Consider the following 14,840-nt stretch of genomic DNA (forward strand, 5'->3'; position numbering starts at 1 on the left):
CCGTATAGAGACTGTTGACGGAGATCACCGAGCAGTTGTAGGGAAGACCTGTAGTGACATTTCCGTCATTTGATGAAAAATGCAGGTAAAGGTGCCATCGTGGCGGATCTTCAGCGGGCCGTGGACGAGCTCGCCACGCGTCTCGGGCGCCCCCTGCTCCTGGAGGACCGCAACCAGCGCGTGGTCGCCTACAGCGAGCAGAGCGGCGCGGTGGACGACGTCCGCCGCGACTCGATCCTGCGCCGGCACACCGTGCCCGAGGTGCGGCAGTGGCTGCGCGCCGCCGGGATCAACGAGGCCACCGAGCCGCTGCGCACCCCGGGCGCGCCGCAGCTCGGGCTGCTGCCGCGGGTCTGCGTCCCCGTACGGCACGCCGACGGCCTGCTCGGCTTCCTGTGGTTCATCGACGCCGAACCGCCCATGCCCGACGCCGACGTCGCCGAGGCCGCCCGCGCGGCGCCGGGCCTGGCGCTGGCCTTATTCCACGAGAGCCTGGCCGGCGACCTCGCCTCGCAGCGGGAGCTGGAGGCGGTGACCGGGCTGCTGCTCGGCGAGGAGGACGCGGCCAGGCAGCTCATCGAGGCCGGCGCCTTCCCGCAGGCGCAGCCGGTGACCGTACAGGTGGCCAGGCCGCGTACGGCCGAGCCGGACGACGCGCTCCGGCTGGCGGTGGAGCAGGGACTGCTGGCGCTGCGGCGGCGGCTGAGCGGGCACCACCCGCTGCACCTGGTGCGCTACGACCACGGGGTGCTGCTCACGGCGGGGCCGCCGGTGCCGGCCGACGAGCTGCACGCGGCCATGCCGGTGCCGGTGGTGGTCGGGATCGGGCGGTCCAGGCCGGAGCTCGCGCAGGCGGCGGAGTCGTACCGGGAGGCCAGGCGCGCGGCCGAGGTGGCGGCCCGGGTGCCGGGGCTCGGGCCCACGGCGGAGTGGGCCAGGCTCGGCGTCTACCGGATGCTCACCCGCCTGCCCGACCAGGAGCTGCATCCGGGGCTCGAAGGGCTGCTCGCCGACGAGCAGTACCTGCCGCTGCTGGAGACGCTGGAGACGTACCTCGACCTGGCGGGCAGCGCGGTGGCCACCTCGCGGGCGCTGCGGCTGCACCGCACCTCGCTGTACTACCGGCTGCAGCGGGTGGAGGAGCTGGCGCGCACCGACCTGAAGGACGGCGGTGAGCGGCTGGCCTTGCACCTCAGCCTGAAGCTGGCCCGCCTGTCCGGGCGCTACCTGCCGAGGAACCTGCCGGATCAGTCCTGACCCCATCCACGCGCGGCTCTCCGGCGGGCGCCGAAGTCGTCGCGGCGCAGGCTGTTCCTGGCCCGCCCGCGCGCGGCTCGCCGGCCGGCCGCGACCTACCCTCTGTGGGGATGGCCGTCTGCGAAGGGAGCTCCACGTTGGCGGAGGAACCGCGCGCGCCGATCGGGCGCATCATCAGGCTGTTCGGCGCCTACCGCGGCCGCCTGGCCGTCGTGGCCCTGCTCATCCTGCTGTCCTCGCTGGTGGGGCTGGCCTCGCCGTTCCTGCTGCGCGAAGTGCTCGACGTCGCGATCCCGGCCAGGGACGCCGGGCTGCTCACGCTGCTGGCGCTCGGCATGATCCTCGTGGCGATCACGACGACGGTGTTCGACGTGCTGCAGACGCTGGTGTCCACCACCGTGGGCCAGCGGGTCATGCACGACCTGCGCGTCTCCGTCTACGCCCACCTGCAGCGCATGTCGCTCGCGTTCTTCACCCGCACCAGAACCGGCGAGGTGCAGTCGCGCATCGCCAACGACATCGGCGGCATGCAGGCGGTCGTCACCTCGACGGCCGCCTCGCTCGTCTCCAACCTGACCACGGTGATCGCCACGGTCGTCGCCATGGCCGCGCTCGACTGGCGGCTGACGCTGCTCTCGCTCGCGCTGCTGCCGGTGTTCGTGTGGATCAGCCGCAAGGTCGGTGCCGAGCGCAAGCGCATCACCTCCGAGCGGCAGCGCAAGCTGGCCGGCATCGCCTCCATGGTGCAGGAGTCGCTGTCGATCAGCGGCATCCTGCTCGGGCGCACGATGGGCCGCTCGGCGGAGCTGACCGAGCGCTTCGCCAGGTCCTCGCACGAGCTGGCCGAGCTGGGCGTCGCCACCAGCATGGCGGGGCGCTGGCGGCAGGCGTCCATCCAGCTCGTGATGGCCGCCATGCCCGCCACCATCTACTGGGCCGCAGGTCACACCGAGGCGATCTCGGTGGGCACGCTGGTGGCGTTCACGACGCTGCAGACGAGCCTGTTCCGGCCGATGGTGTCGCTGCTGCGGCTCGGCGTCGAGGTGCAGACCTCGCTGGCGCTGTTCGGGCGCATCTTCGAGTATCTCGACCTGCCGGTGGACATCCAACCCGGTACACGGGAGCTGACGGACGTGCGCGGCGAGGTCCGCTTCGAGCAGGTCGACTTCTCCTACGGCGACACGCCCACGCTCACCGGCATCGACCTGACGGTGCCCGCGGGCTCGTCGCTGGCCATCGTGGGCGAGACGGGCTCGGGCAAGACCACGCTGAGCTACCTGCTGCCCCGCCTGTACGACGTCACCGGCGGCCGGGTCACCATCGACGGCGTGGACGTGCGTGAGCTGACGTTCGAGACGCTCAGCGCGACCGTGGGGGTGGTCTCGCAGGAGACGTACCTGTTCCACGCCTCCGTCGCCGACAACCTGCGCTTCGCCCGCCCGTCGGCCACCGACGAGGAGCTTCAGGCGGCGGCGCGGGCGGCGCGCATCCACGACCACATCGCGGCGCTGCCCGACGGCTACGACACGGTGGTGGGCGAGCGCGGCTACCGCTTCTCCGGCGGCGAGAAGCAGCGCCTGGCCATCGCCCGTACGATCCTGCGCGACCCGCCGATCCTGGTGCTCGACGAGGCGACCAGCGCGCTGGACACGCAGACGGAGAAGGCCGTGCAGGAGGCGCTCGACGCGCTGGCGAAGGGGCGTACGACGATCACCATCGCCCATCGCCTGTCCACCGTGCGCGACGCCGATCAGATCGTGGTGCTCGACCACGGGCGGATCGTGGAGCGCGGCACCCACGACGAGCTGATCGCCCGCGGCGGGCACTACGCGGCCCTGGTGAGCCGGGACCAGCCCGCGGAATTCGTCTGACCGCGTTTGAACGTGGCATGTGCTCGGCCTGCTGAGCGGCATCCTCGCCTGACCTGGGCGGGAATAGGTTTTCCCCCGATTTGGTTGCGAACGGATGAGTAGCTAACCTATAACTGAAGTTGGAGGTTAGCTACAGACTCACAACCAACAAGGGAGGGACGTGGAAATGTTGCTGACCTCGATCGACCCGTTCCTGCAGGAGTTCGAGCGCCAGTTCAACCGCATCGCCCGGCAGGCCTTCGACGGCGACGGCGCGATCATGCCGATGGACGGCGTGCGCCGCGACGACGACGTGATCCTGCGCTTCGACCTGCCCGGCATCGACCCCGACTCGATCGACGTGACCGTGGACCGCGGCGTCCTGAGCGTCACCGCCCGGCGCGAGGAGCAGGTTCCCGACGACGCGCGGCTCTTCGTGCGCGAGCGTTCGATGGGCACGTTCACGCGGCGTGTCTACCTGTCGGAGCACCTCGACAGCGACAAGATCGACGCGGGTTACGCGAACGGCGTGCTCACCGTGCGCATCCCCGTTCTGGAGCGGGCGAAGCCGCGTAAGGTAGCGATCCGGCGCGGCGAGCCCAAGGCTCTCAAGGCCTGACACGCGGTCCGGGGGCGGGCATCCTCGGACCGCCCCCGCCCCCGACCACGTGAGGAGATGACATGCCGGACCTGCCCCTCGACGACGAGCACGCGCCTCTCTATTCGCTCGGGCAGGTGGCGGAGATGCTGAAGGTGCAGCACGCCTTCCTGCGCCGGCTCGACCAGCACGACGTGATCAAGCCCAGCCGGTCGAGCGGCGGCCAGCGGCGTTACTCGCGGCGCGACATCCTCATCGTCCAGCACGTCACCCGCATGGCCGAGGAAGGCATGACGCTCATCGCCATCCGCCGCATCCTGGAGCTGGAGCGGGAGATCGCCGCCCTGCGCCAGGAGCTCGAGGAGACCAAGGCGCGGCTGCGCGAGAAGGAGTGACGTCGGGCGTGACGAAGGCGCGTACGCTCGTGCCGTGCACAACACGAGATACGCGCCATCCGGCATGGTGTGCAGCGTCGACCACCTGGCATCGGCGGCCGGGCTGGCGATGCTGGAGCGCGGCGGCTCGGCCGCCGACGCGGCGATCGCCGCCAACGCCGTGCTCGCGGTCGTCGCCCCCCACATGTGCGGGCTCGGCGGCGACCTGTTCGCCCTCGTCCACGACGGTGCGACCGTCACCGCGCTGAACGCCTCAGGACGGGCCGGATCCGGTGCCGATCCCGCCCGCCTGCGGGCCGAGGGCCATACCCGCATGCCCCACCTGCACGACATCAGATCCGTCACCGTGCCCGGGTGCGTGGACGGATGGGTCGCGCTCCACGCCAAGTACGCCAGGCTGCCCATGGCCGAGCTGCTGGCGCCCGCGATCCGGCTGGCCGAAGCCGGGTTCCCCGCCTCGCCGCTGATGCCGGCGGGCGCGGCGAGCGCCGCCCGGCGGCCCGGCGGCGGCGACTTCGCCTCCGTACGCGCCGCGGGCGACCGCGTCACCCGGCCCGGCGTGGCCCGCGCGCTCAAGGCCGTGGCCGAACGCGGCCGCAAGGGCTTCTACCTGGGCGAGTTCGGTCAGGGCCTGATGGAGCTCGGGGCCGGCGAGTACATCGAGGCCGACCTGGCGCTGCCGGGCGCCGACTGGGTGGAGCCGCTCAAGACCCGCGCGTACGGACACGACGTCTACTCGATGCCGCCCAACTCCCAGGGCTATCTGCTGCTGATGTCCCTCGCCATCGCCGAGGGCCTCGACCTGCCCGCATCGCCGGCCCACCCCGCCTGGGCCCACCTGCTCGCCGAGTCGGCCAGGATCGCCGGGCACGACCGGCTCGACGTGCTGCACGAGGACGCCAAGGACCTGCTCGACCCGGCCGAGATCGACCGGCGGCGGGCGCGTATCGACTCCCGGTCCAGGCTGCGGCTCGCCGCGCCCGCACAGCCCGGTGACACGACGTACCTGTGCGTGGTCGACGGCGACGGCATGGGCGTCTCGCTCATCCAGTCGAACGCGGCCGGGTTCGGCAGCATGGTGTTCGAGCCCCGTACCGGGATCAACCTCCACAACCGCGGCATCGGCTTCTCGCTCAAGCCCGGCCATCCCGCCGAGTACGGCCCCGGCCGCCGCCCGCCCCACACGCTGACCCCGGCCCTGATCACCCGCCCCGACGGCACACTCAGGTCCGTCGTCGGCACCATGGGCGGCGACGCCCAGCCGCAGATCCTGCTGCAGGTCATCACCCGCCTGCTGCGCCACGGCGAGGAGCCGGGACGCGCGATCGCCGCGCCGCGCTGGCGGCTCGGCACCGGCGGCACCGGGTTCGACACCTGGGACGCGCCCGACGACGCCGTGCTCGACCTGGAGGAGGGCGCCGGCTGGTCCGACGGGCTCGCGGCGCTCGGCCACCGGGTGGCGGCGCTCCCCTACGGGAGCTCGTTCGGCCACGCCCACCTCATCGACGTACGCGAGGACGGCATGCTGGCGGGCGCGGCCGACCCGCGCTCGCTCGTCGGCTCCGCGATTGGACGCTGACCCCTCGGGTAGCGGGTGCCGCTACAGGGTCGCCCGGAAACCGGCCCAGGCTTTCGAAGAAGGCCGGATCCTAGGATTCCGGCCCGTCCAGAGGGTAGGGGTAGTCGTATGACGGAGCTGCCGCCGGATCGGTTCGGTCTGGCCGACGAGCAGGAGATCGAGGTCGAGGAGTGGACCGACGACCTCGGATTCCGGCATGAGATCGTCGAAGACGACCCCCGGCATCACGACACGCTCGACGAGCGCCTGCGGCGCGAGGCGCCCGAGCGGCTGCGCGGGCCGCGCCCCAAGCACCGGCTGACCCAGCCGGACGAGGGGCTCGGCCCCGACCTGGACGGCGAGGAGATCGCCACGCTGTACGTCGGCGACACCGACGACCTGTCGCCCGAGGAGCGGGCGCTGCGCATCGACTCGGAGGACGACCTCAGCTGACCCGCGCACCTCAGCTGACCCGCGCGCCGAGGACCTCAGGCGCGGTCCGGCGACCTCGCCTGTCGCCCGCAAGGAGTCGCACGCGAGGGTCGCCCGCCAGGTGACTCAGGTGAGGTCGCGCAGGGCGGGGAGCACGGCGTGGAGGTCGTCGATGATGACATCGGCGGCCTTCGCCTGCGGCCTTTCGGCGTGCAGGTAACCCCAGGGGCCGCGGCGCAGCAGCGCGGTGCGCATGCCCGCCTTCGCGGCCGGCAGCACGTCGTTGTCCAGCCTGTCCCCCACGTACAGGATCTCGCCGGGCGCGCACCCCGCGACCTCGGCCACCTTGGCGAAGAAGCCCGCCTCCGGCTTGGCCACCCCCCAGCCGTCGGAGGTGTGCACCGAGTCGGCGGGCAGGTCCATGGCCACGAGCGCGTCGTAGGCCCGGCGCGGCTGGTTGCCGGCGATGATCACCTGGTATCCCGCCGCCCTGATGGCCGCCAGCGCCTCGCGCACGTCGGGGTAGAGGTCATCGGCGTCGAAGCGGTTGCGCAGGCCGTCGGGGTCGTCGCGCTCCCAGGCCGCCGCCTCGGCGTCGAGGTCGATTTCGGGGCGCAGCAGGCGGAAGGCGTCGGTGTGCGGCCGGTCCATGGCCGCCATGCCGCCCAGCGCGCCCATGAGCTCGAAGGGCGTGACGCCCAGCCGCTCGGCCCAGCGGCGCCAGATGCGGTTCTCGCTGATGAGCGTCTCACCGACGTCGAACACCACTGCTCTGATCATCGATCCTCCTGCGCGAACGGCCACGGAGCGCCGGCCACCCGGCCCTGGAGAACCGGACAATCGACGCAAGGGGCGATTCTCTCACGCGCCGGGCGTGTCGGCGACCGCGCCAAAGCTCAGGGCAGGAGCCGGTCCATCGCCTTGGCGATGCGCTTCTCCGAGACGGGCGTGGGGGTGCCGAGGGTCTGGGCGAAGAAGCTCACCCGCAGCTCCTCGATCATCCACCGGATCTCCACCACGTCGGGGTCGTTCCGCCGCGCCGGAGGCAGCTTGTCCAGCAGCTCGTCATAGTCGTCCTCGACCTTGTGGACGCGGTCCATCCACTCCTCGTCGCGCCACGGGTCCTCGGGCAGCTTGGTGAGGCGGCGGTCGATGGCGCGCAGGTAGCGCAGCACGTCGGGCAGCCTGCGATAGCCGGTGGCGGTGACGAAGCCGGGATAGACGAGCCTGCCGAGCTGGTCGCGTACGTCGTCGGCGGCGGCGCTCGGGCGCAGGGACTCCAGCCGGACCCCCGCCTCGTGCCAGACGCTGAGGATCTGCTCGACCTTGGCCAGCACGTCGCTCGCGGTGTCGTACAGGTTGGCGCGGACGTGCTGGTAGAGGCGGTCGTAGGCGTCCGGCTCCCAGACGGCGCCGCCCGCCTCCAGCATGAGCTTGTCGACCGCCGCGTTGATCACGTCGTCGAACAGCGCCACCGCGCCGCCGTGCGGGCTGCGCGACAGGGCCAGCTTGGCCTGGTTGGACAGGCCGCCGAGCAGGGACCTGGCGGGGTTGGTGACGTTGAGCAGGAGCAGGCGGCGCACGCCCGGCCAGTGGGAGCGGCGCTGCTCCGCCTCGGTCTCGAAGATCTTGATGGAGACGGAGTCGCCGGCGTCCACGAGCGCCGGATAGCCCTTCATGCGTCCCTGCTCGAACACCTTGGGCAGGGTGCCGAAGCTCCACGTGTGCAGGCCGGTCTGCTCGAGGTCGTCACCGGCCTGGGAGAGCGTCTCGCGCAGGCGCGGGGCCAGGCGGCGCTTGAGCTCGTCGAGGTCTTTGCCCTCGGCCACCGTGCGCCGCTTCTCGTCGATCACCCGGTACGTGATGCGCAGGTGGTCGGGCACCTGGTCGAGCTGCCAGGCGTCGCGCGGCACGCGTACCCCGGTGAGCTTGAACAGCTCGCGCTCGACGGCTTCCAGCAGCGGCTCGCCGCCCGGCTTGACCCCGGCCAGCACCTGCTTGGCGTAGTTGGGCGCGGGTACGAAGTTGCGCCGCAGGTTCTTCGGCAGCGACCGGATCAGCGCGGTGATCAGCTCTTCGCGCAGGCCGGGGATCTGCCAGTCGAAGCCGTCGGAGGTGATCTGGTTGAGCAGCGCCAGCGGCACGTGGACGGTGACGCCGTCGGCGTCGGCCCCCGGCTCGAACTGGTAGGTCAGCTTCATCCGCTGACCGAGCTGCTTCCAGGTGTCGGGGTAGTCGCGGGCGCTGACGTCGGCGCCCTCGTTGACCAGCATCTCGGGCGAGAACGTGAGCAGGTCGGGCTGCTCCTTGCTCGCCTTCTTCCACCAGGCGTCGAAGTGGCGGGCCGAGACGACGTCGGCGGGCACCCGCTGGTCGTAGAAGTCGAAGAGCGTCTCGTCGTCCACGAGGATGTCGCGGCGGCGTGCGCGGTTCTCCAGCTCCTCGACCTCGCCGAGCAGCCGGCGGTTCTCCTTGAGGAACTTGTGGTGGGTGTCCCAGTCGCCCTCGACCAGCGCGTGCCTGATGAACAGCTCGCGCGACAGGTCGGGGTCGATGCGGCCGTAGTTGACCTTGCGGCCGACGACGAGCGGCACGCCGTACAGCGTGACCTTCTCCAGGGCGATCACCGCGCCCTGCTTCTTCTCCCAGTGGGGCTCGGAGTAGGTGCGCTTGACCAGGTGCTGGGCGAGCGGCTCGACCCACTCGGGTTCGATCTTGGCGTTGACCCTGGCCCACAGGCGCGAGGTCTCGACCAGCTCGGCCGACATGACCCACTGCGGCTGCTTCTTCGCCAGCGCGGAGCCGGGGAAGATGGCGAAGCGGGCGTTGCGCGCGCCGATGTACTCCTGGATCGGCCGGCGGCCGCCCTGATCGCGCTGCTTGTCCAGCACGTCTTTGACGCCGATGTGGGACAGCAGGCCGACCAGCAGCGAGGCGTGGATCTGCTGCGGGTCGGCGGGCCGGCTGTTGGGCTGGACGCCGAGCGTCTGGCGGAGCTGGCTGTAGATGTCCTGCCACTCGCGCACGCGCAGGTAGTTGAGGAACTCGGCCTTGCACAGCCGGCGGAACGCGCTGGAGGACAGCTCTTTCTGCTTGTCGCGCAGGTAGTTCCACAGGTTGACGTAGGCCATGAAGTCCGACTCGGGGTCGGCGAAGCGGCGGTGCTTCTCGTCGGCCTGCTGCTGCTTGTCGGCGGGGCGCTCGCGCGGGTCCTGGATGGACAGCGCGGCGGCGATCACCATGACCTCGCGCAGGCAGCCGTTCTTCTCCGCCTCCAGCACCATGCGGCCAAGGCGCGGGTCCACGGGGAGCTGGGCGAGCTTGCGGCCGATCGGGGTGAGCTTGTTGCCCGCGTCGAACGCGCCCAGCTCGTGCAGGAGGTTGATGCCGTCCTTGACCTGGCGGCGGTCCGGCGGCTCGACGAACGGGAACGCCTCGATGTCGCCTAGCCCGATGGAGGTCATCTGCAGGATGACGGAGGCCAGGTTGGTGCGCAGGATCTCGGGGTCGGTGAACTCCGGCCGGTTGAGGAAGTCCTCCTCCTCGTACAGCCGGATGCAGATGCCCTCGGACGTACGGCCGGAGCGGCCCTTGCGCTGGTTGGCGCTGGCCTGCGAGATCGGCTCGATCGGCAGCCGCTGCACCTTCGTGCGGTGGCTGTAGCGGGAGATGCGCGCGTACCCGGGGTCGACGACGTATTTGATGCCGGGCACGGTCAGGGACGTCTCGGCGACGTTGGTGGCCAGCACGATGCGGCGGCCGGTGTGGGCCTGGAAGACGCGGTGCTGCTCGGCGGCGCTCAGCCGGGCGTACAGCGGCAGCACCTCGGTGTTGCGGAACTCGGCCTTGCCCAGGGCGTCGGCGGCGTCGCGGATCTCCCGCTCGCCGGACAGGAACACCAGGATGTCGCCGGGGCCCTCGCCGATCAGCTCGCGGCAGGCGTCGACGATGCCCTGCGTCTGGTCGTCGTCGTCGCCCAGCGGGCGGTAGCGCACCTCGACCGGGTACGTGCGGCCGGAGACCTCGATGATGGGCGCGTCGTCGAAGTGGCGGGAGAAGCGCTCGGGGTCGATGGTGGCGCTGGTGATGATGACCTTGAGGTCGGGGCGCTTGGGCAGCAGCTGTTTCAGGTAGCCCAGGATGAAGTCGATGTTGAGGCTGCGCTCGTGGGCCTCGTCGATGATCAGCGTGTCGTACTGGTCGAGCATGCGGTCGTTCTGCAGCTCGGCCAGCAGGATGCCGTCGGTCATCAGCTTGACCAGGGTGCGGTCGCTCGCCTGGTCGGTGAAGCGGACCTTGTAGCCGACCACCTCGCCCAGCTCGGTGCCGAGCTCTTCGGCCACGCGCTCGGCGACCGTGCGGGCGGCGATGCGGCGGGGCTGGGTGTGGCCGATCACACCGCGTACGCCCCGCCCGAGCTCCAGGCAGATCTTGGGGATCTGGGTGGTCTTGCCGGAGCCCGTCTCGCCGGCGATGATCACGACCTGGTTGTCGCGGATCGCGGCGAGGATGTCGTCCTTGCGCTGCGAGACCGGAAGGTTCTCCGGGTAGGTCACCGCCGGCACGGCCGCGCGGCGGCGTTCGAGGCGCTGCTCGGCACGCTCCACGTCGGCCAGAATCTCGGCGGCGATCTTGTCGCGCGCCTCGCGGGAGCGCACCCGGCGCATGCCGTCGAGCCTGCGCCGCAGCCGCCGCTGGTCGCGCGGCATGAGCTCGGGCAGGCGGGCCTGGATCTCCGCGAGGGATCCGGAAGGCCGGGCCGGCCGATCGGCACGGGCCGGTCGGGCCTGGTGGGCCTGGTGGGAAGGTGTGGACGGCGAGGACAACGAAGGCGTTCCCATACTGCTTTCAGGATATTTGAGCCCCGCGTCACCGGAGCCAACCGTCCATGCTGCCCCACGCGCCCGCCGCGCGCATCCCAAATATCGCCGCCCTAGCGGGTGTGCACGGTGATCACGTAGCCGTCGGGGTCGGCGAAGCTGAACACGCGCCCGAACGGGCCGTCCGCCGGCGGCGCCACGATCGGCACGCCGGCCTCCTTGAGCTCGTCGTGCAGCTTCTGGGCGTCGTCGGCGGCGAACCACAGGACGGCGCCGGTGCCGGGGCGCTCGGGCAGCTCGACGCCGGGGAGCGGCTCCCGTACGGCGAAGGGAACGGGCTCGGTGGCGAAGACCACGGCGCCGGGCGGGGCGGAGGGGGCGCGCTTGAGGCCGAGGCGGCTCTCGTAGAACTCGGCGGCCCTGTCGAGGTCACGGACCTGGAGGGCGACGAAGTCGATTCCGATGGCGGTCATGGTGTCTCCTCTGCGATGTCAGGACTTTGACATAGAGACTGTATGTCAGAATGCTGACATGGCGCAAGAGGACCTCGATCTCAGCGTGGGTTACCAGCTCAAGCGGGTGCAGGCGGCCCTGCGGGCGGCCATGGACGACGCGTTGCGCGCCCACGGGCTGACCACCCCGCAGTACTCGTGCCTGGAGCTGCTCAGGCAGCGGCCCGGCATGTCGAACGCCGAGCTGGCGCGCGGCACGTTCGTCACCCGGCAGTCGATGAACGTGCTGCTGCAGCACCTGCAGGAGGCCGGGCTCGTCGAGCGGCCCGCGACGGCCCCGTCGGGCCGGGCGCTGCCCGCCCGGCTCACCGAGGAGGGGCGGCGGCGCCTGGATGCGGCCAGGGCCGATGTGACGGCCGTCGAGCAGCGGATGAACTCCCCCATGACCCCGGAGGAGGCGGAGGCGCTGGCGCGCCGCCTCGCCACCATGGCCGAGGCCCTCGGAGGCTGACGCCGCCGGCGTGAAGTGAAAGGCCCGGCGCGCGCGACGGGCCTGCTCGCGGTGACCGGCTCGGGCACCACGTCCGTGAAAGACCTCGGCGCGCGACGGGCCTGCAGCGGCCGTCACGCGTCCGGGGGCTTGCGGCGGCTATGCGCGGCCGTCGCGCGGCCGGACGCTTGCGGCGGCTATGCGCGTCCGGCGGCGGCGTGAGCGGCGCCGATGATGCCGGCCTGGTTCTGCAGACCGGCGGGCACGATGGGCGTGTCGAGCTTCACGTGCGGCAGGAACTTCTCGGCCTTCCTGCTCACACCGCCGCCGATGATGATCAGCGAGGGCGAGAACAGCATCTCGACGTGCCGCAGGTACTCCTCCACCCGCCCCGCCCACTTCTCCCAGCTCAGGTCGTGCTCCTCGCGCACCCTGGCGGAGGCGCGGTGCTCGGCGTCCTTGCCGCGCAGCTCCAGGTGCCCCAGCTCGGTGTTGGGCACGAGCACCCCGTCGGTGAACAGCGCGCTGCCGATGCCGGTGCCGAACGTGAGCACCAGCACCGTCCCCTGCCGCCCGCGCCCCTCGCCGAAGCGCATCTCGGCCAGGCCCGCCGCGTCGGCGTCGTTGAGCACGGTCGCGCCGCCGAACAGCCGGGCCGCGTCCACGCCGATCCACGAGCGGTCGATGTTGGCCGCCGAGCGCACCACACCGCCCACGACGACGCCGGGAAAGGTCACGCCGACGGGACCGTTCCAGTCGAAATGTTCTTTGATCGCGCTCACCACTCCGGCCACCGGGTCCGGCCCCGACGGCTCAGGCGTGGCAATGCGCAGCCGCTCCTCCACCAATTCACCGGTCTCCGTGTCGACCGGCGCGCCCTTGATGCCGGAACCGCCGATGTCGATGCCCAAGACTTTCATGCTTTTCCTCTCCCCCTCAGGACGGCTGAGAACTCCATTTCCGGTCCGGCTGAACCCGCTACCCGCCGCCCACGTATCTCGCGTCACAAGCGCTCATTAGGAGGCACCGGATGCGGCCACGCATCATCACACTCTGCGCTGTTGCGGTCGTTCTGGGAGCGACTCTCACCACTCCCGCACACGCCACCACCAGGACGCGTTTCGACGTCATCAACCTTGTGTCGGACGTCAAGGGCAAAGCCCCTGTCACCGACCCCAAGGTCGTCAACCCGTGGGGCCTGGCCATGGGCAAGACTCTGTGGGTCTCGAACACTGGGACCGGCACCGCCACCGTCTACTCCGGCACCGGCAAGAAGGAGAAGACGGAGGTGGCGATCCCGGGCGGAGCCCCGACCGGCCAGGTGTTCAACCCCGGCAACGGCTTCACCGTCAAGGGCAAGCCGGCCACGTTCATCTTCTCCAGCCCGAGCGGCGCCATCACCGGCTGGAACGCGGAGGTCGACCCGGCCAACGCGATCATCGCGGCCTTCACCCGCGGCGCCGACTACAAGGGGCTGGAGCTCGTCCAGACCGAGGACGAGGCGTTCCTGCTGGCTGCCGACTTCGCCAGTGGCCGCATCCACGCCTTCGACCAGGACTTCCGGCGCGTCAAGCTGGCCCGCTGGCAGTTCAGGGACTCGGCGCTGCCCAAGGGCTACAAGGCCTACAACGTGGCGGTGGTCAACGGCAACATCTGGGTCGCCTACGCCCTGCGCGACCCGAAGACCGGCAAGCCGGTCTTCGGCGACGGCAAGGGCTTCGTCAGCCGGTTCAACGCCAACGGGCGGCTCACCGGGCGCATCTCCCGGGCCGGGCTCAACGCCCCCTGGGGTCTGACCGCCGCGCCCAAGGGCTGGGGCGAGTACGCGGGCGCGCTGCTCGTCGGCAACTTCGGCGACGGCACCGTGCACGCGTACAAGCGGGGCCGTCACCTCGGCGCGCTGCGCGACTCCGCGGGCAAGCCGATCGTGCTGCCCGGTCTGTGGGACCTGGAGCCCGGCACCGCGGCGACCGGCGGCGAGAAGGCCCTGTGGTTCTCCGCCGGCATCGACGGCACCAAGCACGGCCTGATCGGCGTGATCGCGCCGAAGGGCACGAAGGTCAGCTCGAACGGGGCGGCCGCTGCGCCGAAGCCGTCGGGCCAGAAGACGAGCGCCCCAGCCACCCGGCCCCCCTCCCAGAATCCCTACGGCGGGTACTGACCGGCGCTCAGCCGCCGTTCCTCCAGCCCGGCGAGGAGCGCAGCCCGCCCGCAGGGGCGGGGGACGGCGGCCGGAAGGTCTCCGGCGCGGACGGCGCGAGCCGCGCCGGAGACGCCCGCTCGCTCCTGGCGCCCGATCGCGCGGCACCCCACCCCACTCATCCCGGCCCGGTTCAATCCGGCGCCGCTCATCCCCGCCCGATGCAACCCGGCCCGATTCAGGCCGGCCCGGTTCGACCCGGCCCGGTTCAACCCAGCACTGCGGCGAGATCGTCGAACGTGCGGTAGTGGACGCCGGTCATGCCGAGCGCCCTGGCCGCCTCGACGTTCTGCAGCCGGTCGTCCACGAACAGGCAGCGCTCCGGCGCGGCACCCGCCTGCTCGGCGGCGATCTCGTAGATGCGCCGGTCGGGCTTGGCCACGCCGACCCTGGCGCTGCTGACCACGGCGTCGGCGAAGTACGTGAGCCCGAGCATGTCGATGTGCGACTCCAGGGTGTCCATGGCGTTGGTCACGATGACCACGGGCACGTGCGCCTGCACCCGGGCGAGCAGCTCCTTGACCTGCTCGTCCACCCAGAACCTGATCTCGATGAACTCGGCCACCGCCTGCCGGGCGCGCTCGTCGCCGCCCAGGGCCACCGCGATCGACTCGGCCCATTCGGCCTCGGTGCGCCGGCCGAGCGTGGCCGGCATGATCAGCTCGGGGTCGAAGGCCGTCTTGATGAGCGGCAGGCCGTAACGGGCCTCGATCTCGGCCTGGGCAGCGTGGTCGAAGTGGCGCAGCACGCCGTCGAAGTCGGTGAGAACCGCGTCGAAGGGGATCACA

13 protein-coding genes are annotated in these 14,840 nt (G+C 71.3%); 8 read left to right on the top strand and 5 right to left on the bottom strand.

The genetic code is table 11. The features are described 5' to 3' along the window. Positions 1-99 precede the first annotated feature (99 nt). The 6 genes from ACFMQL_RS03640 (at position 100) to ACFMQL_RS03665 (ending at position 6,111) form a co-directional block, all read left to right on the top strand. Positions 100-1,257, top strand: coding sequence for a PucR family transcriptional regulator (locus ACFMQL_RS03640; protein ID WP_378784561.1), 1,158 nt, complete (start codon positions 100-102; stop codon positions 1,255-1,257). A gap of 137 nt (positions 1,258-1,394) precedes the next feature. Further along, positions 1,395-3,128, top strand: coding sequence for an ABC transporter ATP-binding protein (locus ACFMQL_RS03645; RefSeq protein ID WP_378784562.1), 1,734 nt, complete (start codon positions 1,395-1,397; stop codon positions 3,126-3,128). Between the two features lie 166 nt (positions 3,129-3,294). Beyond that, a complete protein-coding gene (locus ACFMQL_RS03650; RefSeq protein ID WP_364067193.1) occupies positions 3,295-3,726 on the top strand; it encodes an Hsp20/alpha crystallin family protein in 432 nt (143 codons plus the stop codon). 62 nt (positions 3,727-3,788) lie between these two features. Then, positions 3,789-4,100 carry a MerR family transcriptional regulator gene (locus ACFMQL_RS03655; protein ID WP_364066789.1) on the top strand — a complete coding sequence of 104 codons (312 nt, stop codon included), beginning with the start codon at positions 3,789-3,791 and terminating at the stop codon, positions 4,098-4,100. A gap of 34 nt (positions 4,101-4,134) precedes the next feature. Next, positions 4,135-5,679 carry a gamma-glutamyltransferase gene (locus ACFMQL_RS03660; RefSeq protein WP_364066791.1) on the top strand — a complete coding sequence of 515 codons (1,545 nt, stop codon included), beginning with the start codon at positions 4,135-4,137 and terminating at the stop codon, positions 5,677-5,679. Positions 5,680-5,787: 108 nt separating this feature from the next. After that, positions 5,788-6,111 (top strand): DUF5709 domain-containing protein, encoded by a 324-nt coding sequence (locus ACFMQL_RS03665; RefSeq protein WP_364066793.1) that lies wholly within the window; start codon positions 5,788-5,790, stop codon positions 6,109-6,111. A 105-nt stretch (positions 6,112-6,216) separates the two neighbouring features. Here ACFMQL_RS03665 and ACFMQL_RS03670 read toward each other — a convergent pair whose 3' ends face one another. The 3 genes from ACFMQL_RS03670 to ACFMQL_RS03680 all read right to left on the bottom strand — a co-directional run bounded on the left by ACFMQL_RS03670 (position 6,217) and on the right by ACFMQL_RS03680 (position 11,383). Beyond that, on the bottom strand, positions 6,217-6,870 hold the full coding sequence (locus ACFMQL_RS03670) for an HAD family hydrolase (protein ID WP_364066795.1): 654 nt from the start codon (positions 6,868-6,870) through the stop codon (positions 6,217-6,219). Positions 6,871-6,986: 116 nt separating this feature from the next. Continuing rightward, positions 6,987-10,931 carry an ATP-dependent RNA helicase HrpA gene (gene hrpA / locus ACFMQL_RS03675; protein WP_378784563.1) on the bottom strand — a complete coding sequence of 1,315 codons (3,945 nt, stop codon included), beginning with the start codon at positions 10,929-10,931 and terminating at the stop codon, positions 6,987-6,989. A gap of 92 nt (positions 10,932-11,023) precedes the next feature. After that, on the bottom strand, positions 11,024-11,383 hold the full coding sequence (locus ACFMQL_RS03680) for a VOC family protein (RefSeq protein WP_364066797.1): 360 nt from the start codon (positions 11,381-11,383) through the stop codon (positions 11,024-11,026). A gap of 58 nt (positions 11,384-11,441) precedes the next feature. Between ACFMQL_RS03680 and ACFMQL_RS03685 the strand changes: the two genes are divergently transcribed. Continuing rightward, positions 11,442-11,873: a MarR family transcriptional regulator gene (locus ACFMQL_RS03685; protein ID WP_364066799.1), complete on the top strand. Its 432-nt coding sequence runs from the start codon at positions 11,442-11,444 to the stop codon at positions 11,871-11,873. A 176-nt stretch (positions 11,874-12,049) separates the two neighbouring features. Here ACFMQL_RS03685 and ppgK read toward each other — a convergent pair whose 3' ends face one another. Next, complete coding sequence (gene ppgK / locus ACFMQL_RS03690; RefSeq protein ID WP_378784565.1) at positions 12,050-12,772, bottom strand: polyphosphate--glucose phosphotransferase; 723 nt, start codon at positions 12,770-12,772, stop codon at positions 12,050-12,052. A gap of 110 nt (positions 12,773-12,882) precedes the next feature. Between ppgK and ACFMQL_RS03695 the strand changes: the two genes are divergently transcribed. Further along, positions 12,883-14,013, top strand: a complete 1,131-nt coding sequence (locus ACFMQL_RS03695; protein ID WP_378784567.1) for a TIGR03118 family protein — start codon at positions 12,883-12,885, stop codon at positions 14,011-14,013. Positions 14,014-14,260: 247 nt separating this feature from the next. Here ACFMQL_RS03695 and ACFMQL_RS03700 read toward each other — a convergent pair whose 3' ends face one another. Further along, positions 14,261-14,839, bottom strand: coding sequence for an HAD-IA family hydrolase (locus tag ACFMQL_RS03700; RefSeq protein ID WP_364066805.1), 579 nt, complete (start codon positions 14,837-14,839; stop codon positions 14,261-14,263). Position 14,840 lies beyond the last annotated feature (1 nt).

The organism is Nonomuraea fastidiosa, from assembly GCF_042751225.1.
GTDB classification, from domain to species: Bacteria; Actinomycetota; Actinomycetes; order Streptosporangiales; family Streptosporangiaceae; genus Nonomuraea; species Nonomuraea fastidiosa.